The organism is Phycisphaerae bacterium (assembly GCA_035275405.1).
Classification (GTDB): domain Bacteria; phylum Planctomycetota; class Phycisphaerae; order UBA1845; family UTPLA1; genus DATEMU01.
Genome location: DATEMU010000012.1, coordinates 24536 through 48415, shown reverse-complemented (window position 1 = coordinate 48415; position 23880 = coordinate 24536). Strand labels below are relative to the sequence as shown.

Sequence of the window (23880 nt, the reverse complement as noted above, 5' to 3'; positions counted from 1 at the left end):
ACCTGTGAATTGACGACCCATCCTACAAATTCCCCCGCTTCTTCTGCTCCTCCTCAATCGATACGAACAGCGCCTTGAAGTTACCCAGCCCGAACCCTCGCGAACCGTGCCGCTCGATCACCTCGAAGAACAGCGTCGGCCGGTCCTCCACCGGCTTCGTGAAGATTTGCAGCAAATACCCCTCGTCGTCACGGTCGGCCAGGATGCCCAGCTCGCGCAGCACCTTGTAATCCACGTCGATCTTGCCCACCCGCGCCGGCAGCGCGTCGTAATACGTGTCCGGCACGCGAAGAAACTGCACTCCGTTGTCGCGCAGGGCCCGCACCGTCGCCGCGATGTCGCCTGTGTTCAGGGCGATGTGCTGCACGCCCGGCCCGCGATAATAGTCCAGATATTCCTCGATCTGGCTCTTCTTCTTTCCCTCGGCTGGCTCATTGATCGGAAACTTAATCCGACCGGTGCCGTTCTGCATCACCTTGCTCATCAGCGCGCTGTACTCAGTGCTGATATCATCGTCGGTGAACTGGGCGAGCTGCGAAAAGCCCATGACGCTCGCGTAGAAGTTCACCCAGTGGTTCATCGCCCCCAGCTCGACGTTTCCGACCATGTGGTCGATCGCCGCCAGGCCCGTTGACTTTGCCTTCGGGGCCGTCATCGCCACGAACCCCGGCGCGAAAACGCCCTTGTAATTCTTCCGATCGACAAAGGTGTGCACCGTCTCACCGTACGTACGGATCGTCGCGCAGCGCCACTTCCCGTTCGCGTCCTCCAGCGTCTGCGGCGCCGCGATGATGGTCGCCCCGCGCTCTTTCACCGCCTCGATCGATGCATCCACGTCGGTCACCGCCAGCGCGATCACCTTAACCCCGTCGCCGTGCAATTGGCAGTGCCGGGCGACCTCGTGATCCGGCGTCAGCGCCGTCGTCAGCACGAACCGAATCTTGCCCTGTTCGACGACATAACTCGCGCGCAGCCGATCGCCCGTCTCCAACCCGCGATACGCCGTGATGTCGAAGCCGAACATCGTGCGGTAAAAGTGCGCCGCCTGATGAGCGTTACCAACGTAGAACTCGACGTGATCGATCCCCTGCAGCGGCAGAAAATCCACCGTGGCGGGAACGGACGAAATCTTCGGTTCAATCGTCGCGGCGCGGGTCATGGTCGCACTCCTGGGCTGGCGAGTTCTCTCTTCATTATAACGCGGCTGGCGCCGCGCCAATCGAGGCCTTTGTCAGGGTGCCGTCGCCGGACCCACAAACCTCACGAAACCCCATTTTTCCGGCCGGTGCATGTCAATCACCCCCTGCGGCGACCACACCCAGTTATCCTCTCGAACCTTTGGCACGCGGCCGTAACGGCCGTTCACGATTTCATGCTGCCACTCGACGCGCGAAAAGTTCATCCGCCACGTATCGCCCGGCTTCGGCGGCGCGGAGGCCTCACCGGCATGTTCCTTAAGCGACCTCCACGGCAGGGCCATCTCCACGCTCCACGCGCGATCGACATCCTTCGGGTCGTTAATCGTTCCATCCACCGCCACGGCGCACCGCAGTCCCTTCAGATTCCACTCATGCACCGCCGGTCCCTGGGCCCGATAGGTCTTCACCAGCAGGAGATCGAAGACCGTTCCGAAGGCATTGGTCTCGATTTCGTAGTAATTTCGCGCGTCGCCGTCGGGATCGATGAAGACCTCGAAATCGTTGTCATTGAAGACGATCTCGTCGTGCCTCTTCAGGGTTGCCCACACGTGCGGCTCCTCCAGCCGCGCGCCGATATACAGATTCTCCGCGTCCCACAACAACTTCATCCGCGTGCGATAGCGCGGCGACTTCGAACCGCCCTCAATGTCCACGAACGGCTCGCTCCAGCGTGCGCCCGACCAGGCGCGCTCATCCATCGAGCCGTCGACGTCAATGGGACTGCCGGCGCGAGGGCACGCGTACCGCCGCGGAGACTGCTGCGCGGAATTCTTTTCGACGTAGATCGTTCGTGATTCGTAAGTGCAGCCCGAGACCATGAGCGCGAACCCCAGGACAAGCCGCCTCTTCATAAGGCATCGTTGTACGTCGGGGATAGGGTTTGAGCAACTGCTCTAAGCGGGTCGCGGCTATTCGCATCCAACGCTTCAAGATGCAGCGTGCGTCGTTGCCACCACGGCCTCTTGACGGGCCCATGCCGCCAACCGGTGCATGCCCTCGAGGAGATGCTCGGCGTGCTGCTCAATCATCCCTCCCGGAAGCCCCTGATCGAGCGGGGTCGTCTCCGAGGCCGCCAGCGCCTTGGCCCCGTCAAAATCGACGAACGCCAGCCTTGCCGTGAGTTCCGACCGGGACCGCCCAAACGCCGCCCCCGGCAGAATCGCCACGCCCGTCTCCTGCAATATATGATCGCACAGCGCCACTCCCGTCTTTATGCCGCGCGCCGCGAGTTCGGCCGACCGTGCCGAAAAGTCCAGCCACAGATAGAAACCTCCGGCCGGTGCAAGCACGCGAATGCCGGATTCCTGCAGGATCGCGACGCTCCGTCGCGCGATCTCATCCAGTACGCGGCGGGCATGCCACAGATACCGCTCAATCTCCACGCCGCAATGAAACGCCGTGATCGCGGCGTGCTGGATCGGCGCGCTGACCGACGTGTACGTTTCGCTGGCCACGGCCGCCATGGCGGTGATGAGCCAGTCCAACTCGCGGGGAAACGTGAACGTTCCCAGCCGCCAACCGCCCGCTCCGCACCATTTGGACAGACCGGAACTGACGATCGTGCCCTCGGGATAATACCGCCCAATCGAGGCGTGCTCGCCGTGAAAATGAAGCTGTCCGTAAATCTCGTCCGACAGGACGATCAGGTTGAACTTGCGGCAGACCTCGGCGATCTCCCGAAGTTCGTCCATCGTGAACGTCTGACCGGTCGGATTGCTGGGATAATTCAGCACGAGCAGCCGCGGCCGATGATCGTCTCCCACGATCTCCAGGGATTCGTGCAGCCGCTCGGCCGACAACTTCCAACCCGCATCATGCGTCGTGTGAATCAAACTGATGCGCCGCCCGACGATCCGCGCCTGCGGCCAGTACGAAACCCAGCACGGCGGGACGAGGAGAATCTCGCCGTAATAGACGATCTGGAGAATGAACATCAGCTCTTTTGAGCCGGGCCCGACAATAACGCCGTCCGGGTGCGCGTCGATCTGGTCCTTCCGTCGGTGATACTCCGCCACCGCCTCGCGCAGCGCCGGCAACCCTTTGACCGGCTGATAGTCCTTCTCCGGCGCTGCGAGCCGGAGTGCCTCAACGATCGATGTGGGGACGGGAAACGGCGACTGGCCCAACCCGAAATCATAGATCATGCGCCCCCGACGGCGCAGCTCCCGGCACTTGTCCTTGATCGCCAAAGTCGCGGATTGGCCCATCCCGCGGACGTTCAAATTGAGGCTGACCGGCTTGTCGGCGTCCATGGCGCGCTGGTGACTCCCCCTGCCCATGATACGCGTTCTCCGGCCGTCCGCATAACAAGAAATGGCGCGACGGCTATTCCGGACCGTCCAGCCCGTAGGATACTTCCGGCGGCGGGAATTTCGGCGCGTCGGACCAATCGGCGGGCTCGAGTTGGTCCATCCAGTACGCGTCATCCTTCCGCTTGTAAATCATGAATCTGCCGCGGTTTTTTTCGTCCTTGGCGCGGTGATATCTCAGATAGATGTGCAGGTCATCCACCGCGAGGATTTCGATCTTGCCCGTCTCGTGCGACATGCAATACTTCGCGCGCCGCGCCAACCCGGACCCGTGCCGCAGGGCCTCGCGGAAAATATTCCAACCGCGAACGATTGGAACTTCGTACGGCTCATTGCCCGCCGTCGGCCGCCCCTGGAACAGGTAATAAGGCGGGCACCCGATCCACGAGAGCTGGCGATACATGTCGGACAACACCGCGGGGTCGTCGTTGATGCCCTTGATCAGCGGACACTGGTTCACACAGATGACGCCGCACTTGATAAAGCAGTCGATGCCGTCGACCGCTTCGTCCGTCAGTTCGCGCGGATGATCGAAGTGCGCCATGAGATAGATGCGCTTCCGGGCGGTCGAGTATTTTCTAAGGACGTTCTGCAGCGCCGCGTCATTGAGCAGTCGCCACGGATCGAACGCCGGCATCTTCGAACCGATGCGGATGATCTTGACGTGGTCGATCGCCCGCAACGCCTCGATGATCTCCGTGAGGCGTCGCGTGCTCATCAGGAGCGGATCGCCGCCCGTGAGAAGAACGTTGGTGACGTTGGGGTTCCCGGCGATGTACTGGATGCCGGCCGAGACGTCGTTCGTCACTTCGTCATTGTCATTCATGAACAGCCGCTTGCGGAAGCAATAGCGGCAATACGCCCCGCAGACCTCGTTACACAGCAGCAGCACGGTATGCGGGTACTTGTGCTGTACCCCGCGCGCGACCGTCACGGCGGCCTCGTTGCTGGCATCCAGCTTGCCCCAGTCGTTCAATTCTTCGGCTCGTGGAATGATCAGTTGTTTGATGGGATCGTGAGGATCGTTCCAGTTGATGAGACTGAGATAGTAATCGTTGGCCCGGAATACGTAGCGTTCAGCGACCTGCTTGAGTTTTTCCCGCTCGGCAGGAGGGAGGTTCGGGATCTTGTCGATGTCCTTGACATACCTGACGCGACGAGGCGTCGCCGCGACCGGACCGGTCTGAGGTAAGGTGATATTCGTCATGGTCCGCCTCCGGTTTTGAGGGGTCTGGTTGATCCGCTCCATGGCTGGAGCCTGGTTCTGCTCCTCTCTCGAACGAGTCGAGAGCGCTAAAAAAGTCGCCGCGCTCACGCGGCAGGTCTGCAATTCAAGGGGGCACTCAGGCCCCGGATGATGGCGATCGAACGCAAGATCACCGGCGCCCGCGATGGGCGTGGGAACTACCGGAATCGCGGGCCACAATAAGTCCGACCACGAGATTTTAGCGCGGAACTCGCGGAGGGCAAGGGCCTTCCGGGAGAGGCCACGCTTTTTTTTTAATCGAGACCGGAAAAATGTTACGGTCCGCCCGGCTTGTTGCGCGCGGCCCGTTCGGGATCGGGAAAGTCGCGATAGAGCGCCGAGCGGAAGTCCGTCACCATCGAGTAAACCCTGGCATGAAGCGGCTCAATCTCGCCGGCCCGCGCTGCCGCCGCGCCAAAGGCCTCGTCCAGTTGGGCGAGGCTCTCCGTTTGGATGGAGACGTGAAACTCGCCCAGCTCCGGCGGGCCGAACCCGAGCTTGCGCCGCGTAAGACGATAGTCCGCGATCTTGCCGAGCCGTTGCAAATGACCGAGATACCCCCTGAGGTTCTCAGCGAACTCAAGGTCCTTGTGCGAATCCTTCAGATTGACCCAGATCTCGTAGTGATTCATGGCCTAATCCCCTCCCCTTACGAAGGCGAGGGCCGGGGTGGGGTTTATCATAACGGCGCGCCCAGCATCTCGCGCTTCTTCTTCAGGAACCCCAGGTGATGATCCAGGTGATTCACATAAATCCGCAGAAACTGGCCCAGCGTCATCGGCCCCATCTCCTGGTGGAGCGCCGTGCGTTCAAACGCCGCGTCCGGCAATCCGCGGAGTACGTGCGCCAGGACCGTGCGGTTGAGCCGGAAGAGTTCGCACACCTCTCGCGCGGGCAAGTCCTGGTACCGCAGTCCCGCCACAAAAGCGTTCTCGTCCCACAAGTCCAGCTTCGGCTGATCCTCCGCGATGATCCGCTTCATCCGATAGGCCGCGATCAGATCGCTGTCCGTCAGATGCGCGACGATCTGCTGAATGCTCCACGTCCCCGGCACGGGAAACGCCCGAAGCTGCTCGGACGTCAGACCCGCAATCGCCTTGCCCGGCACTTCCGCCCCGGCGGCGTAGCGCTCGATGGCCTGCCCGTTGGTTAATTTGCGTACCGGCTCAGGAATCGAATCGTAGTAATGCGCCATGAGTGTTCCCTTCCGAAATAGCCGCTCTCAGGTGCAGGGTGGGCATGATCATAACGGCGCGCCGAGCATTTCGCGCTTTTTCTTCAGAAACTCCATGTGGTGGTCGACGTGGTAAGCATAGGTTCGCAATACCTGCCCGAGCGTGACGGTTCCGACTTCCGGATGCTCCGCCGTCCGCTCAAACGCCGACTCCGGCTGCCGTCGCAGGATAGGGGTGAGGAGTTTCCGGTTAAGTCGGAAAATCTCACAGACCTCGCGGATGGGCTGTTCCTCGTAACCCAATCGGGCCGCAAACGCGGTTTCATCCAACGCATCCAGCAGCGGCCGCTCCTCCGCGATCATCCGCTTCATCCGATACGCCGCGGTCAGATCGCTGTCCGCCAGGTGCACGACGATCTGCTGGATGCTCCACGTCCCAGGCACCGGAACGGCCAGAAGCTGCTCGGTCGTCAGACCGGCAATCGCCCTGGCGGGCACCTCCGCCCCGGCGACGTAGCGATCAATGGCCTGCTGGTTGGTTAATTTGCGTATCGACTCTGGAATCGAATCGTAGTAATGGGCCATGCATGCTCCTTTCAAGAGAGTCGGCTTTGCGGATACTACGACGGCAGGGATGAGCCGGTTCGCCTCAAACCGGCTTGAATTGCTCAAACGACTGCCGGCACGCATTGCAGTAGTGAATCGCCCGGCAGAGCGTCGGGCCGAAGATCGATTCCAGCGTCGTCTCTGTCGAGTTGCAATAAGGACAGGCCACTTTTTGCAGCGCCTGAAACGTCGCCCCCGTCGTCCCACACCGCAACGGTGGCGCGAGCCCGAACTCCTTCAGCTTGCGCAGCCCCTCCGGCGTGATCCGGTCGCTCGTCCACGGTGGATCGAAAACGACATCGACGCGAACGTCCTCAAACCCCGCGGCCCGCACGGCATGGCGAATGTTCTCGCGGATCAGGTCCAGCGCCGGGCAGCCCGCGAACGTCGGCGTCATCTGCACAACGACCGTCTCGCCCTCGAGGCGCACGGCGGGAATCATGCCCATCTCCAGCACATTCAAGACCGGTATCTCGGGGTCGCTGACATTGGCCAGCGCCTCCCAGACGGGGCTCAAATCGATCGCGGGTTGGACCTGCACGTCGTTCACGTCATTTACCATTGTGCCGCCGGATCGAGCCGGTACACCTTCTGCAGCGCATCCAGAACCTCGCGCATCTCCGGCGGGTGCTTGCCCTGCCGACCGCCGTACACGGGCTTCGCATTGCGCGGGGCTTTCAACCCGCAGCGCTCGAGGATCGCCACAACCTGCGCCTCCCAAGCCTTGCAAAGCTCCGCCTCGCGCGGGCAGATGCCTGCCTCGGTCAGCGCCGCATCATGCTTCGTCGGCTCAAACAGCCCCAGCGCGTGGGGATACAGCGAATCCAGTGAGGTCTGCAAGCGCCCCTTGCTCTCCGCGGCCCGGCCCAGCTTTTCCATCATGATCCGCCCGTGCATGGTGTGATACTTGATCTCGCCGCGCAGTTTTTTGGCAAACTGCGCGAGCGGTTCGTACGCACTGCCTTCCAGCGCCGCCCAGCGCAGGGCGTCCGCCTCCGAAAAGAGAAACTGCCGCACGAGACTGACGGCCCAATCGCCCCGCGAAAGCAGTTCATCGCGCACCGGATTGTTGGAAAGCTCCGCCGCCGCGCCGCCCTCCGCCAGACACTCCAGCACCACAAGGCTTGAGCACCGATACTGCTCGGCCTTCCGCCCGAATGCCAGCGCGTTGGGTTCGGCCTCGCCCAATTCGTGCAGCATCCCGTACAGCACCGTCGCATGCCCCATCTTGTCCTGCGCCATCGACGAAAACGCGATGTCCTCCTCCAGAATCGGCCCGATCCCCGTCCACTCCGAATTGCGATGACCGATGAAGAGCGCGTCGTCCGCGAGGCGATAAAGCAGATCGACGACGGCCGCCTTGGTCTCGCCGCGAAGCTGCGGTTTTTCAATCGTCGTTGCCATGGCTCATCTCAAATCTGAAAATCAAATCTCCGAAGCATCGCCTACCGCTTTCGCCCGCTTCGTCGTCTCATACCCGAACGCCTCGCGATAGCTCTTGTCCGTCCCCGGCTGAAACAGGTCGGCGTCCGCGTAGTCGGTGCTGACCACGGCCTCCACCGGCACGACCCACAGATTCACGCACGCCTGCCGCCGGCCGAACTGCTCCTTGGCCAGCATCAGCGCCGTCTCCGCATCCGGCGCATGGATCGACCCGACGTGCACGTGCGGCTCCCCGCGCGACGTCTGGTGGAAGACTTCAAAGACCGGCCATTGGGTATCCATGATAATAGCGAATTATGAATAGCGAATAGCGAAAAGAAGAGTGCGTACGCCACGCCTATTCTGATTTCGCTATTCGCTATTCGCCATTCTTAATTCACTCCCGGCATCGGCACGCGTCGCCCTTCGGCGGCCGCCGTCAGCGCCTCCCGTATCCACCGCCCATGCTCATGCGCCAGCCGCCGCGTCTCCAGCCGCTTCGCGCTGACCGGTCCGTTGCCCCGCACGACCGTCTTGAACTCTTCCCAATCCGGCTCCTTGTACCGCCACGCCCGCGCCTTTTCGTCGTAGCGCATCTCCCACTCCGCCGGGATCTTGATCCCCAGGTTGATCATCTTCGGCACGTACTTGCGCAGAAACTCCTGCCGCTGCTCGTCGTTGGTTTTGAGCTTGATCTTCCAGCGCATAAGCTGCGCCGTGTGCGTCGATTCCTTATCCGCCGGCCCGTGGAACATCATGATCGGCTTCCACCAGCGATTGACCGCGTCCTGGAGCATCTCCCGCTGGAGCTTCGTACCCGTCGCCAGCGAGATGCACATGTCGTAACCGTGCGTCAGATGAAACGCCTCTTCATAACAGATGCGCTTCAGTGCCCGGGCGTAGGGCCCGTACGACCCCTCGGCCATCATGGCCTGATTCACAATCGCCGCCGCGTCGATCAGCCACGCGATCACGCAGACATCCGCCCACGTCTCCGCCGGATAGTGAAACACGTTGGAATATTTCGCCTTGCCGGAGATCAGTTCATCGATCATCTCCTCGCGCGGCTTGCCCAGCGTCTCGGCGGCACGATAGAGGAGTTGGCCGTGCCCCACCTCATCCTGCACCTTCGCCACGAGGGCCAGCTTGCGCTTCAGGCTCGGCGCGTGCGGAATCCACGTCCCTTCCGGGAGCGCCCCGCAGATTTCGCTGTTCGCGTGGACGTGGATGAGGCGTATCAGTTGATCTCTATAGTCCCGCGGCATCCAGTCGCCGGGCTCCACCTTGTCGCCCTGCGCGATCCGCGCCTCGAACGCCGCCAGATGCTCCTCATACCCCGGATCACCCGGTCGGTCATTCATGAGGTTCGGGTTCATTGCAACCATGTCACGCCGTCCTCCGCTTCAACCCATCCAGTATGTAATCCGCCATCATCCGCCCCACCTCGTCCGGCGTCATCCGGCCATCCGGCTTGTACCAGGTAAACAGGTAATTCAGCGACGAGAGGATGAATCGCGTGGCCATCGCCTCGTCGGCCGTCGCAATGAACCCCTGCTGCATCGCCTCGCGAACCAGCCGGCGAAACAGGGCCTCGTATTCGTCGCGCCGCTTCGTAAAGACCTTGCGCCGTTCGGGAGCCAGGTGCCGCCACTCCACCGTGTACACCGCCGCCGCATCCAGATCGCCCGCGATCACTTCGACGTGCGCGACGATCGCCTGGCGGAGCTTTTGAACAATGGCAAGGTTGGCCTCGACGATCGGCCGCAGCGCCGCGAAAAAACGATCCGCCGCGGCATCGACAATCTCCCACAAGACGTCATCCTTGCTCTCGATGTGCGCGTACAGGCTGCCTCCAACGAGGCCAACTTCCTCAGCGATGTCGCGGACACTCGCGCCGTGAAAGCCCTGCTCCCGAAAGAGCCGGCACGCAACGCGATGAATCTGATCCTTCTTGTCGAGGGCGAGTCCAGACATCAACCAGCTCCAAACAAGCGCTTGTTCAATGAATTGTAATGCCACGATCCTGGCAATTCAATGTTGAAGTCCAGCCCTCAACTCAATTGTAAAATGCTGATGTTACTATATTTATGAACTGTTGGTGACGCGCTATGACTATTGCACGATCACTACGCTATTGAGTTCCCCGTACGGGTTCGCCTCAAAGCGCTCGTTCGCCGGGTCGCGCTGCCAGTAGCCGTCCACCACGTAGCGATAGCTGTACTTGCCCGGTGGAAGCGGAAGCCGTGCCTGGAAGATCCCGTCCCGGACAGGAAACATCGGCGTCCGCTCCGGGTTCCAATCGTTGAATGAGCCCGCCAGCCGCACGTTCCTTGCACCCGCTGCGGCGACCACGAAGACCGCGCCATGATCCACGGCCCGCGCGCCGTAGATCAACTCAATCTTCTGTTCCGTCTCGCGCGGCGTGGCGGGCCCGCGCATTTTTTGTTCTCCCGGCGAGGGGCCGAGAAGTGTCCGGCTCGTCGCCAGAAGCCGCGTCGCATTGGCCGCCAGCTCATCGGCCCGCGCCAGAATGTCCTCCTGTGCGCCGGACGCAATCCCGACGGACATCGCCGGCGCGGAAACGGAGACCGGCTCGGCGACCATGTCCCGGATCGCCGCCGACGTGGAGAGGACCGGCGAGGATTCCAGCGCAATCAATTCGCGCGCAAAGCGCACGAAGTCGCGACACCCGCTCGACGCCGCGTCGTATTCGGTGATCGGTTGGCCCAGGCTGGTGCTCTCCTTGAGCTTGGTGTTGAAGTTGATAAAGCTCTTGAACATCGCGTCGCCATGCCGTTTTCGCAGCTCCGCGAGGATCTCCCGGGCCAGCTTGGTCCGCACATCATAGAGGTTCGCCAGGATGCGGACCGTCAGCGCCTTGCCGGTGTACTCCCGAAGCTCACGGATGGTATCGAGCTGTTTCGACAGGCCGTGCAGCGCGAAATAGCCCGTATCCACGGGCACAACAATCTCGCCCGCCGCCGCCAGCGCGCTCTGCGTCAGGAAGCCGATCGTCGGCGGCGTGTCAATCAGGACGAAGTCGTACTTATCCCGGACGCTCTCGAGCGCCCGCGCCAGGCGCTGCTCGCGCCCCTCGACGCCGGCAAGTTTTTGTTCGAGCCGCGACAAATCCGTCTTCGCCGGAATCAGGTCGAATTGGCTGGAGATCTGCCACGTCACCCGCGACATGTCCGGCGCGCCCTCCGCACCGTCGGCGAGCAGCACGTCGGCGATGTTCACTTCGATCTGTTCCTCGGGAACGAGAAGACCGAGCGCGCAATGCCCCTGCGGATCGAGATCAACCGCCAGCGTCCGCTGCCCCTCGCGGGCCAGACACGCTGCCAGATTGATGACGATGGTCGTCTTTCCACAGCCTCCCTTTTGGTTGGCAACGGCGATGATCCGCATCTTCGAACCCTTGGTGACGAATGATCGAGCAGCCGACCGGCCGCCAGCCGATACCCCTCGGCGGCATTCCGGCGGGTTTTGCGCATCCGATAAGTCCGGAATCGGCTTATCAGCCTCGATTCCTTGAGTTCTTATGAGACGAAGGGCGTTGGCAGTATTAAAAATGCCGGTCTCCGGCTATTTCCGACGCACAGTAACGAAGCAGTCGGCAATTTCCGCGCTCACCGAAGCCAAAGCCGGCGATTCGTTTGGTTCATAACCTGTTGCCAATTATGATGTTCATGCAGTCGGCCAGTTATTCGCGCCGGGCATCCCAAACCGTTGACTCGGATCGTTTCGAACGATGCGGGGGTTTTGAATCGGACCCTCCGCCCTGATAATGACACGCAGATATATGTGGGAACGACTCTGTGAAATCCTCGACCGAGCCGCCGGCCGCCGCATCCTTGTCGTCGGCGACTTCATGATCGACCGCTATCTCTACGGCGACGCCGAGCGGATCAGCCCCGAAGCGCCCGTCCCGGTCTTGCGCGTCGTTCGCCAGGAGGATGCGCTGGGCGGCGCCGGTTCCGTCGCCGCGGACATCGCCGCGCTCGGCGCGACGGCGAATTGTCTCGGCATCGCCGGCGAAGACGCGGATTCTGAACTGCTCAGCGCGCTGCTGACGAAGGCCGGCGCGGACGCATCCGGTCTCGTCCGTATCAAAGATCGCCCCACCACGCGCAAGACGCGCCTCGTCGGTCTCGCGCAGCATCGCCACCGCCAACAGCTCATCCGCATCGACGATGAGAACTCCGACCCACTGGACGACACGACCGCCGATTTGCTTCTCGCCCGCCTCGAAGAACGGCTCACCGGCTGCGGGGCCGTCTGCATCGAAGACTATCACAAGGGCGTAATCACGCCGAAGACCGCGCAAGCCGTCATCGCCGCCGCGAAAAAGCGCAAGCTCCCCGTTCTCGTCGACCCCGCCAACCTCACCGACTACAGTCGATACTCTGGGGCGACGATCGTCACGCCGAACCGCACGGAAACAGAGAAGCTGATCGGCGCCCGCCTGCGCAGCGTCGCCGCCGTCAAGGGCGCCGCGTCAAAGATCATCGCCGCCTGCCAGACCGGCTACGCATGTGTCACGCTCGACGCCGAGGGCGCCGCCCTGATCGGCCCCGGCGGGGCCTTCGAGCATATTCCGACCAAATCCCGCGATGTGTACGACGTGACCGGCGCGGGCGATGAAGTCCTCGCTGCTCTCGCCGTCGCCGTCGCGGCTGGCGCCGACTGGCGCGAGGCCGTCGCCCTCGCCAATGTCGCCGGCGGCCTCGAAGTCGAAAAATTCGGCTGCGTCCCCATCACGCGCGAAGAAGTCGTCGGGGAGATCCTCCTCGAACACCACAAAACGCTCGGCAAAGTCCGCACCCTCGACCACCTCCTCCCGGAACTCGCCCGCCGCCGCGCGCGGCATGAGAAAATCGCCTTCACCAACGGCTGCTTCGACCTCCTCCACGCCGGTCACGTCGCCAACTTCGCCTTCTGCAAACAGCACGCCGACCTGCTCGTCGTCGGTCTCAACTCCGACGCCTCCGTCCGCCGCCTCGGCAAAGGCGACGGCCGCCCCATCGTCGCCCAGGACGACCGCGCCGCGGTGCTGGCCGCTCTCGCCGACGTCGACTACGTCGTCCTCTTCGACGACGACACGCCCGCGAAACTGATCGAAGCCGTCCGCCCCGACATCCTCCTCAAAGGCGCCGACTGGTCCGGCAAGACGGTCGCGGGTCAGGAGTTCGTCGAGAAATATGGTGGGAAAGTACTGCTGGCCCCGCTGCTAGAAGGCCGGAGCACGACCGACATTATCAAGCGAATACGGGGTTGACCACTTGTAATAAGAACGCTGACCGTTTAGGCTCGCAGTTTGATTTACTCGCCAAATAAGGAAGCGCGACATGGGTACTCCAGGTCGTTTTTTGGGCGTGTATATCTTTGTGTTTTGCTCCATTTCCGCATCTTCAATCGCACAAAGCCTAGGCGTGACTCCGAGTTTTCTCGGGCTAGGCCACCTGTCAGATGCCCATTACAGCGGAGCACTTGGTGTTTCCGCCGACGGCTCAGTCGTAGTGGGACTTAGCGAACGCTATGTTCCGGGTGTCGGCTATTTCGATGAGGGATTCCGTTGGACCATCGAGACCGGCATCGTGGGATTGGGATTCATTCCCGGGGGAGGGCCGTACAGTATCGCGAGCGGAGTCTCCGACGACGGCGCTGTCGTAGTCGGAACCGGCTCGACTTACAGTATCTTGGAGGCGGTCCGTTGGACCACTGCGGGCGGAGTCATGCCTTTGTCGTCCAATCCGGGTGCGGGTAATCCCAGCAGGGCCTATGCAGCATCGGCCAATGGCTCGGTGATTGTCGGGAGTCGTACAAACGCGTTTGGCACGCAGGCGTATCGCTGGACAAATGCTACCGGAATGGCGCTGCTTGGAGACTTGCCTGGTGGCGACCTTTATAGTGAAGCCACTGGCGTTTCCTCAGATGGCTCGGTGGTCGTGGGTTTTGGTACAAACAGCCCTGAAACATTTCAGGCGTTTCGCTGGACTAATAATGATGGACTGGTAGCAATAAACAGCCCCTGGGCGAGTTTGGAAAGTACGGCCAATGGAGTTTCAGGAAACGGAAACGTTGTGGTCGGTTACGATGTCCCGTCCCCCGGAACACTAACAAGGGCAATCCGTTGGTCGGAGGACGAAGGCATAGAATTTCTTGGAAATGTCCCCAACTCTACCGGAGACCACCATAGTAACGCATTCGCTTCATCCTACGACGGCAGCATTATTGTGGGACGTTACTCAACGGGACCATCGTACAACCCTCGAGCATTCGTATGGGACCAATTGAATGGAATGCGCTCCTTGCAAGATGTGCTTGTAAACGAATTGGGCATCGACCTGACAGGTTGGGATCTTAAATCTGCAACGGCGGTTTCTGGCAATGGCCTGGCCATCGTGGGCCAGGGATCACATAACGGACGAAGTGAAGGCTGGATCGCCGTCATTCCTGAACCAACCTCGAGTGCTCTTTACCTTTTTGGATTCCTTACCGCCCATCGACATCGAAAACGCCTTTCTCTTCCCGATTGGTTGCCATGTGGCGCCTGACGCAGGACGTCACTCCTGCGCCGCCGGCTTCCCCGCCGGCGCGGCCTTTTCCTTCCGTGCCGGCAGTCGCGCCTCCTTTGCCTGGAAGACCAAGCCGAGGAGCCATAGGCCCACCACAACACCCAGCGCGATCCGTGGCTCGTCGAGAACTGTAGTGCGCAAGCCCGGCCACTGCGCCGTCAGAAACGCCGACGCCCCGAGGACCGTCATCAACGCGCCCACCAGACCGAGCCACACCACGACAAACAGCCGCAACGCCCAGTACGCCAGCAGCCCGCCGACAATCGCCCCCGCGATCGGCATCAGCCAGCCCATTGGTCCCAGCGACTGCATTTCCGCCGCCAATCGCTCCTTGATCTTGGCAAGTTGATCGACCGCCTGCGGGTGCAACTGCCGTTGCTGCTCTTCCTCCGTGTTCAACCGCTGGATGATGCCGTCCTTAATCCGCTCTTCCTGCGGCGTGCCCGTGGGGATATAGCGCGTCAGATCGCCGCGCCCCAGTTGAAAGGTCATCGCCAGACAAAACAGCACGACGACCGACCCGGCGGCCAGCCAGAACTTGTACGTGCGATAAGCCAGCGCCGTCAGCAGCACGCCCACGACGGCCATCGAGATCGGCCCCGGCGTCCCGACGAGCAGCGAAATCCGCCAACCGATCCAGGCGCCGAGCAGCAGCGCAAACACGCATACCACCAACCGCTCAAACTTCGCGCTGCGAAAGGCAAGGAAAAGTCCAGCCATGGCGACGGCCAGGCTGCCGAAAACCAGCGTCGGCGTCGGCTCCAGCGGCGGAACGTAAAAATGGAGCAGGTCGCGGAAGGTGTCGAGCCAGGGTTGGGGATCGGTCGGGGGCATAATGGCGAAATAGCGAATGGCGAATAGCGAAATACCGAACGCAGGATGCCCACCGTTCGCCAATTACTTAGAACGAAATAAAGGATAGCCCTCTTCGGCCCTTTTCGCTATTCGCTATTTGTAATTCGCCATTCGCGGCCTCATCCGCGCAGCAGCCTGCCCTGGGCCGAGGATTGCATCACCGCGGGCATGGCCACCCGATCCGGCCACGTCATGATGTTCACGTACGACCGGTTCATGTCGATCCGCCCCCACTGGCGATAGAGCGTCTCCAGCAGCAGCAGCTTCTGCGAGGCCGTAATCTCCGTTCCAAAGTCGTCCTCCGGCGGCCGGCCCCACCAGATCCGCGAGCCCTTGCGATCCGTCGCCAGCTCAATATGCGGCCGGCTCCGATCGCGGCGACCCCGGTGGTTGGCGACGCTGATGCTGCCGATCTGATGGCGAAAGGGCTGGTCGGCGAGCAGCGCGGAGAGACGCAACCCCGACGCCAGATCAGCCCCCGGCCAGGGCTGCCCGATGTTCGGCGGGGCGGCGGACACGCCGTCCACCATCAGCAGCGCATTGACGCGGCAATCATCCACTTCATACGTCCCCGGCAGACGCACGCCCTCGCCATCCACAAGATAACAGTATCGTCCGTGGCGCACCCACGCCGCCGGCCGCCGGAACCGGCACTTGATCGCTACCACGCCGGTCGGCTCGATTCGCACGCGGTCCACCGCGTGCACCCAGCCGACCTCCGGCGCGGCCAGGGCCGTCCCGATCCGCGTCGCGAGTTGCGCATCCAACATCCGGTCCGTCGATTGCAGATCTACGGCGCGGACGAGATCGTCCAGGACATGTTGATTGTCCGGAAGCGTCAGCCAATCCGGCAGATCGACCCATTCCAGCGCCAGTGCTCCGTCATATGCGTCCATACGATGAACGTAGTCGTTCAGACGAACGAGCCCATAGACGACCGCGGAAAACGTCAAGCCGGCGATGACGCCCTGCCAGACCGTTCGCCGGCGCGCGCGAAAATACTCCGCGGCGGCGCGGCTCAACTGCCCGGCCCAGATGCCGAAGACGGATTCGGTCTTGGACTTGGACTTATCCTTGCGCTTCAGCACGACGGCGATTCCTGGTCACGATCCTGATCTCGCATCGGAGATCTCAAATTACGTTACGGCCGTGCGAACTTCCGCTTAATGGCCGAATCGACGATGTATTGGCACAGTGCCGGCATGGCCAACCCGGCTTTCGCCGCCGCCTTGGGCACCAGCGAGTGCGACGTCATGCCGGGAATCACATTGACTTCGAGGATATACCCCTCGCCCGTCTCGGGATCGACCCGCCAGTCGACGCGCGAAAAATCCCGGCAGCCCAGGCCCTCGTGCGCCTTGAGGCTCATCTCTTCAATCCGCCCGAGCAAGTCCGCCGGCAGGTCAATGTCGAACAGGTATTGCGTGTCGCTGTCGTTGTACTTCGCGTCGTAGTCGTAAAACTCCCGTTTCGTCCGAATCTCGATTGGCGGCAGCACCTTGTCCCCCAGGATGCCGACGGTGATCTCCTTGCCCGGAATGTATTCCTCAATGATGCAGTCGCCATAGGCCGCCAGCACCGATTCAATCGCTGGTCGGAACTGCCCATACTCCCGCACGATGTGGCAATTCAGGCTGCTGCCCTCTTTGATCGGCTTCACGACAACCGGCAGGGTCCACGCCGCCATCGCTTCGCGAATGGAAATCTCGCTCTTCGTGGCGACGCTGTAGCGCGGCGTCGGCAGGCCCAGCTCCATGAACTTCCGTTTGGAAAGGTACTTGTTCATCGCCGTCGCGCACGCCTCCGGCCCCGAGCCGCAATAGGCCAGGCCGCGACGCTCCAACACCTTCTGCACCTCGCCATCCTCACCGAACTGCCCGTGCAGCGCCACGAATACGCAGTCCACCTGCCGCGCCAGCCCCTTGAAATCCGTCGGGCTTGCGTCCGCCACGACGACATCATGCCCCAAGCCGCGCAGCGCCTCGGCCACGGACTGTCCGCTCTGCAGGCTGATCGCCCGCTCGTGACTCGGCCCTCCGGACAGCACCGTCAGTGCAAGCTTCTCCCGGACGGTCGGCAGGACCATCCGACTGGCATCAAAACGCGTTGAAGTTGTAAGCACCACCAAACACCTCCTTATGGACTGCGGGATCAGACGAGCACCGGCGTCCCGGTCAGTCCTCTCCAAGGACCGCTAATCCCGCTCTTGATACTTCGTCACCCCGTCACCATATCTTGACCTCGGGCTCCAGCCGGATGCCGCAGTGGTCTTCCACCCGCTGGCCGACCAGCCGGATCAACTCGATCACATCCGTCGCCCGGCCGCCCGGATCGGCCAGGACGAAATTCGCATGCCGCTCCGAGACATAGGCGCTTCCGAGCCGCAGCCCCTTAAGCCCCGCCCGATCGATGATTTCCCCCGCCGAGCGGCCCGACGGGTTACGGAAGATGCACCCGACGCTCTGCGCCCCGAGGGGCGGCTGGGTGTTCTGCTTGTAGAGGTAGATTTCTCGGAAACGCATCTCCAGTTCTGCGCGGTCCATCGGCTCGAGATCAAATTCCGCCGACACGATGCAGTCGCTCCCCAGCGCACAGTGCCGGTATCCGAACTCCAGATCGTCGTGGTCCCGCTCGTACCGCCGGCCGTCCGATCCAATCACGCGAATCCGCTTCACGGCCGTCCCGATTTCGCCATAGCGCCCGCCACAGTTCATGCAGATGCCGCCGCCGACGGTCCCGGGGATTCCCGCGATATTCTCCAACCCCGCCAGGCCATCCCTCACCGCCTTGCGCACGAGCTTGGTCAGGTCTACACCCGCCCCGGCAGTCATTCGCGAGCCCTCGTTGGTGATCGTTGTAAAGGCCGGAGCGTCCAGCCGCACAACGGCCCCGCTCACGCCCGCGTCCGGCACGATCACGTTCGCCCCCAGCCCCAGAAATCGCACGACGAGGCCGCTCTCTCGGCATCGGCGGATCATGGTCGCCAATTGTTCTTCGGATTCCGGCGCAAGCAGATACTCCGCCGGTCCACCCAGGCGGAACCACGTCAACGGCGCCAGCGGCACCCCCCGCCGGCAGACGCCGTCACCCCAGTCGTCGAACAAGTTCATCGGCGATCTTCCAGACGTCTCCCGCTCCCATGGTCAAAACAATGTCCCCATCCGACGCATGCGCAACGATGTGCTCCACGATCTGCTCGTGACTCGGCAGGTATAGCGCGTCGCCGCCGTTGGCGCGGACGCGATCCACCAGATGGCTGCTCGAAATGGCATTGCGCTCGGCGGCGCTGTCCCGCACAAAATAAATATCCGGCACGAGCAGGTGATCGGCCTGACCGAAGCTCCTGGCGAAATCCTCCAGCAGGAACCGCGTCCGTGAGTGCTGATGCGGCTGGAAGATGAGCCACAGCCGCCGCCCGGGATAATGCTCGCGGACGGCCCGCAGCGTCGCCTGAATCTCCGTCGGATGGTGGCCGTAATCGTCAAGAAGCAGGACCCCGCCCACCTCGCCGCGCCGTGCAAAGCGCCGCTCGGCCCCCGCGAATTTCGAGAGCGACGCCGCAACGGAATCGGCCGGAATGCCCGCATGGTGCGCCAGCGCGACCGCCGATAACGCGTTCATCACGTGGTGCCGTCCAGGCAGGTGATTCAGCGACGCGTGCAGGTGGAATTCGCCGTCGTGCAGAATGTCGAACTGGTAACACCCCAGGGTGTGCTCGATGTTCACCGCCTGCCACATCAATCCATTCGTAGTTCCAAACCGCTCCACCTTGCCGCGGGCGTTGCGCACCGCCTTTTGGACCGTCGCATCCTCGCCGTTGGCGATGACCACGCCGTCGGGCGGGACCAGCGCCGCAAACGCCTTGAACGCCTCGGTGATCGAGTGCAGATCGGGAAAACAGTCGAGGTGATCTTCCTCGATGTTCAGGATCGCCGCGTAGCGCGGCAGCAAATTCAAAAACGAGCGGTCAAACTCGCAGGCCTCGACAACGAAGTGCGGGCCGTCGCCAACTCCCGAGCCGCCGTCGAGCTGCTCAACGTCCGCGCCAACCACGAACGACGGGTCCGCCTTCGCCTGCCGCAGAATAAACGTCACCAGCGCCGTCGTCGTGCTCTTACCGTGCGTCCCGGCAATGGCAATTCCGGCGCGCAGCCGCATGACTTCCCCCAGCATCTGGGCGTACTTCATCCGTGCCGTCCCGCGCCGCTTCGCCTCCGCCATCTCCGGGTTGTCATCCCGGATCGCCGCCGAATACACCACCAGATCGCAATCGGACGGGACGTTGAGCGGGGCATGACCGATCGTGATCGACGCCCCCATCTCCTCCAGCCGCGCCTGCGTCTTGAACGACGACCGATCCGAGCCGGTCACCAGCGCTCCGCAGCGAAGGAGGACGCCGGCCAGACCGCTCATCCCACAGCCGCCGACGCCGACCAGATGCACCCGCTTGGCCGCATAGGGGCTGGACCAGTGCTGCCGCTGGTCGGAGCGCAGACGACGGCTATTTCGGAGGGAATCCGCCGTAAATCCAAGGTCCTGGGAATCAAGATAGCTGGACATGAGGCTCACCTCCATGTGAAGCCGAACCTGGCGAGACCGCGGCACGACCCGCAATCGCCCTCTCCTCAAGCGGTCGCCCGTAACACCCGCGGTGACAGCAGAATAGGAACCCTGACGCCGCGCCGTCCCCCCTGCATCCTACCCATTTACGCGCCGCCATCGCAAGAGGTTCGGGCCACAAAATTCAGCGCGCGTAAGTCAAGGCAACGGGATCGGGTTTCGGCGCTCCCAACACCGACGCGCCAACCCTGTGATATCGGCGGAATCGGGGACTTACGGCGAACTCCGCGGCGTTTTTTATGCCGCGCCGGATTGGTGGTAGGCTTAGGGCATGTCCGACGCCGATGCCCTCCGCCAACGTATCATTAACGACTGGTCCGCCGCCACGGCAGGCTGGCGCAAATGGGAACCCCACATCGTCGCCTTCAGTTGGCCGATGACGCTCCGGCTCGTCGATGCCTTGGAGCTGTCGCCGGGAGATTGCGTCCTGGACGTCGGTTGTGGCATCGGCGACCCGGCTGTCGCGATCGCCCAAAAAGTAGGCCCGACGGGCCGGGTTACGGCCATCGACCCCGCGGCCGAGATGGTGGAAACGGCCTCGGCCCGAGCGACAAGCCTCGGCCTCACCAACATTGGTTTCAAAGTGGTCGGCGTGGAGGATTTCGAGGCCGCGCCACACTCATTTGACGCCGCCTGCGGACGATGGTCGTTCATTTTCTGCCCCGACGTCGTCAACGTACTTCGCCGCGTCCGCACCTGGCTCAAGCCGGGCGGTCGATTCGCCATGTCCACCTGGACCCCGCAAAAAGGCAGCCCCGGTTTCGCCGCCGTCAACGCCGCTCTGAATCGTCAGGTGCAACTTCCGCCGCTGGACTCCACCAAGCCCTGCATGTTGCAACTCTCCGACCCCGGTCAGCTCGAAGCGGCCCTCGCCGCCGCGGGGTTCGAGGGCATCCACGTCGAGCCGGTGCCGCTGGCCACCGTCGTCCGCGACGGCCGCGAGTATTGGGAGATGACCTACGAGATGGGCAGCAGCCTGCGAACCGTCTACGACAGCCTCACGCCCGCCCAGCGCGACGCCGTCGCCGCCGAAGTCATCGCGGCCGTCGAACCTTTCCGCCGCGACAAGGTCCTCCGCATCCCCGCCCTGGCACAAATTGGATGGGCGAGGGCCTGACGCGCCGTTATTTCGTCCGCGACGCGATATTATCCAATACGTTCATGAAGTTGATGTAGCTGTCATAGGGCGATTCGTACGGGTTGAAGTACTTGTGTACGTCGCCGTCGGCGAAATACTTGGTGCACATGTAATAGAAATGATCCGAGGTCTGCAGCCGCCGCCAGTCGTGCAGAAGCTGCGGGTCCTCCGTCGCCTTGACCGCCTTCTCCAGGGCGTAAATCTCCTGCAGGGCATTGGACTGCATCGCGTTGCCGAGCCACGCCGACAAGTCCCGCTCCGTGTCCGCCCAACTGATGAGATCCGGCGCATTGAAATCGCCCGATGGCGGATACGCCGCTACGACCTCGCTCGGCGTCTTAAAGTCGTTCTTGCCGTTTTTCATCACCTCGCCGGGCATGTGGTACAGAAAATCAAAGATGCCGGTCTCGGTCCACTGGTGCTCGCCGAAGGTCTCGTAGTCCATGAACAGATTGACCGTGTAACCGTTGCCGTTCACCTGATCGACCCATTTCGCAAACTTCTCCGCCGTGAGCGGCCATTCCGTCCAGCCGCGATTCGAAAAGCGAAAGGCAATGTCGTCCGAGAGCCGGTAGTTCTTGAGCAGGACGCTGATCTTGCTGTTGGGCGGGCGATAGACGTAGGTCGGCGAGCGGTGGCCCAGATACTTGTCCGCCCCCTCGGCGATCACGGCTTTGAACCCCAGGGCCTCGGCCGCCTTGGCGACGGAGTTGTTGTATATCAGTTCCGTGTTGCGGAAGACCTGGCTCGTCTGGCCGAACAGTTCCTTGATCTTGGCCTGCTGCGCGGCAATCTGCGCGGCGAATTCCGTCGGCGAGTAGATAAAAGAGAGGCTGTGGTAAAAAGTCTCCGCGAGAAATTCGACGCAACCGGTATCGGCCAACCGTTTGAAGCTGTCAATCACCTCCGGCCGGTAATAGATAAACTGGTCCAGGACGACGCCGGTAATGGAATAGGAGACCCTAAACCGCCCCTCGTGAACGCGAATCAGGTCGAGGATGCATTGATTGGCGGGCAGATAGCATTTGTTCGCGACCTTGTTGCAAATCTCGGCGTTCTTGTGGTCGTCGAAATAATTTTGCTCGACGTCGAAGATGGAATAGCGCCGCAGCCGGTAGGGCTGGTGGACTTGAAAATAGAAACAGACCGAAGCCATCAACGAGTTCCCGGCCGCGCGGCGATCGCGTCGCCGTACACGCGGACACATTGGGCGGCCGAATCCCGCCAGGTAAGTTTCTGAATTTCGAAGCTGCCGTGTTCTCGCAGCGTATTCTGCAGCGGCGGATGGCGCAGGACCGCAATGATCTTGTTGGCCATCTCGTCGATGTCCCAGAAATCCACCTTGAGCACGTGCGTCAGAATCTCCGACACGCCGGATTGCTTGGAGATCAGAACCGGTACATCGTGCGAAAGTGCCTCCAACGGGGCGATGCCAAAAGGCTCGCTCACACTGGGCATGACATACAAGTCCGCCATTTTGAAAATACGCGCCACGTCATCGCCCCGGAGAAAGCCCGTGAACACGACTTTGTGGCCAATCCCCAGTTCCGCCGCCAGTTCGATCGAGCGCCGCGTCATGTCGCCGCTGCCGGCCATCACGAAGCGGACGTTCTTGACATGCCCCAGCACCTTCTTGGCCGCCGCCAGAAAATACTCCGGTCCTTTCTGCATCGTGATCCGGCCGAGGAACAGCACGATCTTCTCGTCGCGCTGAATCGCCGGCGGCAGCTCGACCTTGTCGCCGTTGCCGTTGTAATCGATCGCGTTGTAGACCACCTCGACCTTTTCGCTCCGCGCCGCGTACCGGGCCACCAGAATATTTCGCGTCAGATGGCTCACGGCAATCGTTCGATCGGCCGCGTGGACACCCTCGCGCTCGATGTCGTAGATCTTCTGATTAACGTTTTCGCCGCTGCGGTCGAACTCGGTCGAGTGGACATGGACGACAAGCGGTTTGCCGCGGGCCCGCGCCACGGCCATCCCCGCCGGATAGGTCATCCAATCGTGCGCGTGGACCACGTCGAAGTTTTCATCGCGCGCCAGGAGAACGGCGATCCGCGCATAGCGCTGGGCCTCCGCAAACATGTCCCCGCCATAATGCGCCGAAGCCCCTGCCGCGCGAATCGCCTCGGCCACGACCGACGGCGGAGGCGCTGCCCCGGCCGCACCGCCGCCCTGGGGCTGATAATCGTGAACATCCATGGACTGCGTGACCGACTCGGTCCGCTCATAACTGGTGTCGTCAGGCGAGCGATAGGGCTGAAGCATCGCGGGGATCGCGCGGAATTCAACGTTCTTGAATTCCGAAAGCGTGTACGCCTTGTACACCTCCGCCAACAGCTCCGGCGACGCCGAAGCGGGCGTCTTCAGTTGAACGTGCGTCGCAAATTCCGTCGCGACCGGCTGCGGAAGTAGAAAAATGACATGATGGCCCAGGTCACTCAGCGCGCGGGTCAGTCCGTAGCAGGCGGTGCCCAGACCGCCGCTGATGAACGGTGGAAACTCCCAACCCAGCATGAAAATTCTCATGGTCGTGCATGCCATTCGGCCGACAACATCGCCCGCGCCGATTTTCGCCGCGCCGCGACAGAATTAGAGCGCTCTCGCCGCGTCCGAGCCGTCGCACTCGCGCGGTCTTGGGATTCCGTTCCCAATGGAAATAACGGGCCGCCAGTCCGTTGCGACCGCCCCCGCGAATCCGCCGTGGGATTCTCTCCGCCCCTTTTGGAATTT

The 23880-nt window shown here is 62.2% G+C and carries 23 protein-coding genes; 3 read left to right on the top strand and 20 right to left on the bottom strand.

Annotation, left to right across the window (positions count from 1 at the left end; translation table 11 throughout):
• Positions 1 to 22 precede the first annotated feature (22 nt).
• The 13 genes from hppD to VJZ71_13045 form a co-directional block, all read right to left on the bottom strand.
• Positions 23 to 1159, bottom strand: a complete 1137-nt coding sequence (gene hppD, locus VJZ71_13105; GenBank protein ID HKQ49003.1) for a 4-hydroxyphenylpyruvate dioxygenase — start codon at positions 1157 to 1159, stop codon at positions 23 to 25.
• A gap of 72 nt (positions 1160 to 1231) precedes the next feature.
• Positions 1232 to 2050, bottom strand: coding sequence for a carbohydrate-binding family 9-like protein (locus VJZ71_13100; GenBank protein HKQ49002.1), 819 nt, complete (start codon positions 2048 to 2050; stop codon positions 1232 to 1234).
• Positions 2051 to 2125: 75 nt separating this feature from the next.
• Positions 2126 to 3451: an aminotransferase class I/II-fold pyridoxal phosphate-dependent enzyme gene (locus VJZ71_13095; protein ID HKQ49001.1), complete on the bottom strand. Its 1326-nt coding sequence runs from the start codon at positions 3449 to 3451 to the stop codon at positions 2126 to 2128.
• Between the two features lie 73 nt (positions 3452 to 3524).
• A complete protein-coding gene (locus tag VJZ71_13090; protein ID HKQ49000.1) occupies positions 3525 to 4715 on the bottom strand; it encodes a radical SAM protein in 1191 nt (396 codons plus the stop codon).
• 314 nt (positions 4716 to 5029) lie between these two features.
• Positions 5030 to 5386, bottom strand: coding sequence for a DUF6614 family protein (locus VJZ71_13085; protein ID HKQ48999.1), 357 nt, complete (start codon positions 5384 to 5386; stop codon positions 5030 to 5032).
• Positions 5387 to 5433: 47 nt separating this feature from the next.
• On the bottom strand, positions 5434 to 5949 hold the full coding sequence (locus VJZ71_13080) for a DinB family protein (GenBank protein HKQ48998.1): 516 nt from the start codon (positions 5947 to 5949) through the stop codon (positions 5434 to 5436).
• Positions 5950 to 5997: 48 nt separating this feature from the next.
• Positions 5998 to 6513 carry a DinB family protein gene (locus tag VJZ71_13075; protein HKQ48997.1) on the bottom strand — a complete coding sequence of 172 codons (516 nt, stop codon included), beginning with the start codon at positions 6511 to 6513 and terminating at the stop codon, positions 5998 to 6000.
• 64 nt (positions 6514 to 6577) lie between these two features.
• Positions 6578 to 7096, bottom strand: a complete 519-nt coding sequence (paaD, locus tag VJZ71_13070) for a 1,2-phenylacetyl-CoA epoxidase subunit PaaD (GenBank protein HKQ48996.1) — start codon at positions 7094 to 7096, stop codon at positions 6578 to 6580.
• A complete protein-coding gene (gene paaC / locus VJZ71_13065) occupies positions 7090 to 7938 on the bottom strand; it encodes a 1,2-phenylacetyl-CoA epoxidase subunit PaaC (GenBank protein ID HKQ48995.1) in 849 nt (282 codons plus the stop codon). Before paaC ends, paaD begins: the two co-directional genes overlap by 7 nt.
• 21 nt (positions 7939 to 7959) lie before the next feature.
• Positions 7960 to 8259 (bottom strand): 1,2-phenylacetyl-CoA epoxidase subunit B, encoded by a 300-nt coding sequence (locus tag VJZ71_13060; protein ID HKQ48994.1) that lies wholly within the window; start codon positions 8257 to 8259, stop codon positions 7960 to 7962.
• 89 nt (positions 8260 to 8348) lie between these two features.
• Positions 8349 to 9332: a 1,2-phenylacetyl-CoA epoxidase subunit PaaA gene (gene paaA, locus VJZ71_13055; GenBank protein ID HKQ48993.1), complete on the bottom strand. Its 984-nt coding sequence runs from the start codon at positions 9330 to 9332 to the stop codon at positions 8349 to 8351.
• A gap of 10 nt (positions 9333 to 9342) precedes the next feature.
• On the bottom strand, positions 9343 to 9930 hold the full coding sequence (locus VJZ71_13050) for a TetR/AcrR family transcriptional regulator (protein HKQ48992.1): 588 nt from the start codon (positions 9928 to 9930) through the stop codon (positions 9343 to 9345).
• A 138-nt stretch (positions 9931 to 10068) separates the two neighbouring features.
• Positions 10069 to 11364, bottom strand: coding sequence for an AAA family ATPase (locus VJZ71_13045; protein HKQ48991.1), 1296 nt, complete (start codon positions 11362 to 11364; stop codon positions 10069 to 10071).
• Between the two features lie 394 nt (positions 11365 to 11758).
• On the opposite strand from VJZ71_13045, the gene rfaE2 reads away from it, so the two are divergent.
• Both rfaE2 and VJZ71_13035 read left to right on the top strand, forming a co-directional pair.
• Positions 11759 to 13234, top strand: coding sequence for a D-glycero-beta-D-manno-heptose 1-phosphate adenylyltransferase (gene rfaE2, locus VJZ71_13040; protein ID HKQ48990.1), 1476 nt, complete (start codon positions 11759 to 11761; stop codon positions 13232 to 13234).
• Between the two features lie 70 nt (positions 13235 to 13304).
• A complete protein-coding gene (locus tag VJZ71_13035; GenBank protein HKQ48989.1) occupies positions 13305 to 14513 on the top strand; it encodes a PEP-CTERM sorting domain-containing protein in 1209 nt (402 codons plus the stop codon).
• A gap of 9 nt (positions 14514 to 14522) precedes the next feature.
• Here the strand turns inward: VJZ71_13035 and VJZ71_13030 are convergent, their stop codons facing one another.
• The 5 genes from VJZ71_13030 to murC all read right to left on the bottom strand — a co-directional run bounded on the left by VJZ71_13030 (position 14523) and on the right by murC (position 19949).
• Positions 14523 to 15368, bottom strand: a complete 846-nt coding sequence (locus VJZ71_13030) for a hypothetical protein (protein HKQ48988.1) — start codon at positions 15366 to 15368, stop codon at positions 14523 to 14525.
• 140 nt (positions 15369 to 15508) lie between these two features.
• Entirely contained in the window at positions 15509 to 16477 is a 969-nt protein-coding gene (locus VJZ71_13025; GenBank protein HKQ48987.1) for a hypothetical protein, read from the bottom strand.
• 53 nt (positions 16478 to 16530) lie between these two features.
• Positions 16531 to 17514 carry a D-alanine--D-alanine ligase gene (locus VJZ71_13020; protein HKQ48986.1) on the bottom strand — a complete coding sequence of 328 codons (984 nt, stop codon included), beginning with the start codon at positions 17512 to 17514 and terminating at the stop codon, positions 16531 to 16533.
• A 100-nt stretch (positions 17515 to 17614) separates the two neighbouring features.
• The gene (gene murB / locus VJZ71_13015; GenBank protein ID HKQ48985.1) at positions 17615 to 18499 is read right to left on the bottom strand and encodes a UDP-N-acetylmuramate dehydrogenase; all 885 of its coding nucleotides are present in this window, start codon (positions 18497 to 18499) and stop codon (positions 17615 to 17617) included.
• Positions 18474 to 19949, bottom strand: a complete 1476-nt coding sequence (murC, locus tag VJZ71_13010) for a UDP-N-acetylmuramate--L-alanine ligase (protein ID HKQ48984.1) — start codon at positions 19947 to 19949, stop codon at positions 18474 to 18476. The genes murB and murC overlap by 26 nt, the downstream gene beginning before the upstream one ends.
• A 331-nt stretch (positions 19950 to 20280) precedes the next feature.
• On the opposite strand from murC, the gene VJZ71_13005 reads away from it, so the two are divergent.
• Positions 20281 to 21126: a class I SAM-dependent methyltransferase gene (locus tag VJZ71_13005; protein ID HKQ48983.1), complete on the top strand. Its 846-nt coding sequence runs from the start codon at positions 20281 to 20283 to the stop codon at positions 21124 to 21126.
• A 7-nt stretch (positions 21127 to 21133) separates the two neighbouring features.
• Here the strand turns inward: VJZ71_13005 and VJZ71_13000 are convergent, their stop codons facing one another.
• On the bottom strand, positions 21134 to 22303 hold the full coding sequence (locus tag VJZ71_13000; GenBank protein HKQ48982.1) for a glycoside hydrolase family 57 protein: 1170 nt from the start codon (positions 22301 to 22303) through the stop codon (positions 21134 to 21136).
• The gene (locus VJZ71_12995; protein ID HKQ48981.1) at positions 22303 to 23676 is read right to left on the bottom strand and encodes a glycosyltransferase; all 1374 of its coding nucleotides are present in this window, start codon (positions 23674 to 23676) and stop codon (positions 22303 to 22305) included. Before VJZ71_12995 ends, VJZ71_13000 begins: the two co-directional genes overlap by 1 nt.
• Positions 23677 to 23880: the final 204 nt, after the last annotated feature.

Coding starts and splice junctions, on each gene's coding strand:
- hppD (HKQ49003.1), bottom strand. CDS start 1,159: ATGACCCGCGCCGCGACGATTGAACCGAAGATTTCGTCCGTTCCCGCC.
- VJZ71_13100 (HKQ49002.1), bottom strand. CDS start 2,050: ATGAAGAGGCGGCTTGTCCTGGGGTTCGCGCTCATGGTCTCGGGCTGC.
- VJZ71_13095 (HKQ49001.1), bottom strand. CDS start 3,451: ATGGACGCCGACAAGCCGGTCAGCCTCAATTTGAACGTCCGCGGGATG.
- VJZ71_13090 (HKQ49000.1), bottom strand. CDS start 4,715: ATGACGAATATCACCTTACCTCAGACCGGTCCGGTCGCGGCGACGCCT.
- VJZ71_13085 (HKQ48999.1), bottom strand. CDS start 5,386: ATGAATCACTACGAGATCTGGGTCAATCTGAAGGATTCGCACAAGGAC.
- VJZ71_13080 (HKQ48998.1), bottom strand. CDS start 5,949: ATGGCGCATTACTACGATTCGATTCCTGAGCCGGTACGCAAATTAACC.
- VJZ71_13075 (HKQ48997.1), bottom strand. CDS start 6,513: ATGGCCCATTACTACGATTCGATTCCAGAGTCGATACGCAAATTAACC.
- paaD (HKQ48996.1), bottom strand. CDS start 7,096: ATGGTAAATGACGTGAACGACGTGCAGGTCCAACCCGCGATCGATTTG.
- paaC (HKQ48995.1), bottom strand. CDS start 7,938: ATGGCAACGACGATTGAAAAACCGCAGCTTCGCGGCGAGACCAAGGCG.
- VJZ71_13060 (HKQ48994.1), bottom strand. CDS start 8,259: ATGGATACCCAATGGCCGGTCTTTGAAGTCTTCCACCAGACGTCGCGC.
- paaA (HKQ48993.1), bottom strand. CDS start 9,332: ATGAACCCGAACCTCATGAATGACCGACCGGGTGATCCGGGGTATGAG.
- VJZ71_13050 (HKQ48992.1), bottom strand. CDS start 9,930: ATGTCTGGACTCGCCCTCGACAAGAAGGATCAGATTCATCGCGTTGCG.
- VJZ71_13045 (HKQ48991.1), bottom strand. CDS start 11,364: ATGCGGATCATCGCCGTTGCCAACCAAAAGGGAGGCTGTGGAAAGACG.
- rfaE2 (HKQ48990.1), top strand. CDS start 11,759: ATGTGGGAACGACTCTGTGAAATCCTCGACCGAGCCGCCGGCCGCCGC.
- VJZ71_13035 (HKQ48989.1), top strand. CDS start 13,305: ATGGGTACTCCAGGTCGTTTTTTGGGCGTGTATATCTTTGTGTTTTGC.
- VJZ71_13030 (HKQ48988.1), bottom strand. CDS start 15,368: ATGCCCCCGACCGATCCCCAACCCTGGCTCGACACCTTCCGCGACCTG.
- murB (HKQ48985.1), bottom strand. CDS start 18,499: ATGAACTTGTTCGACGACTGGGGTGACGGCGTCTGCCGGCGGGGGGTG.
- murC (HKQ48984.1), bottom strand. CDS start 19,949: ATGTCCAGCTATCTTGATTCCCAGGACCTTGGATTTACGGCGGATTCC.
- VJZ71_13005 (HKQ48983.1), top strand. CDS start 20,281: ATGTCCGACGCCGATGCCCTCCGCCAACGTATCATTAACGACTGGTCC.
- VJZ71_13000 (HKQ48982.1), bottom strand. CDS start 22,303: ATGGCTTCGGTCTGTTTCTATTTTCAAGTCCACCAGCCCTACCGGCTG.
- VJZ71_12995 (HKQ48981.1), bottom strand. CDS start 23,676: ATGAGAATTTTCATGCTGGGTTGGGAGTTTCCACCGTTCATCAGCGGC.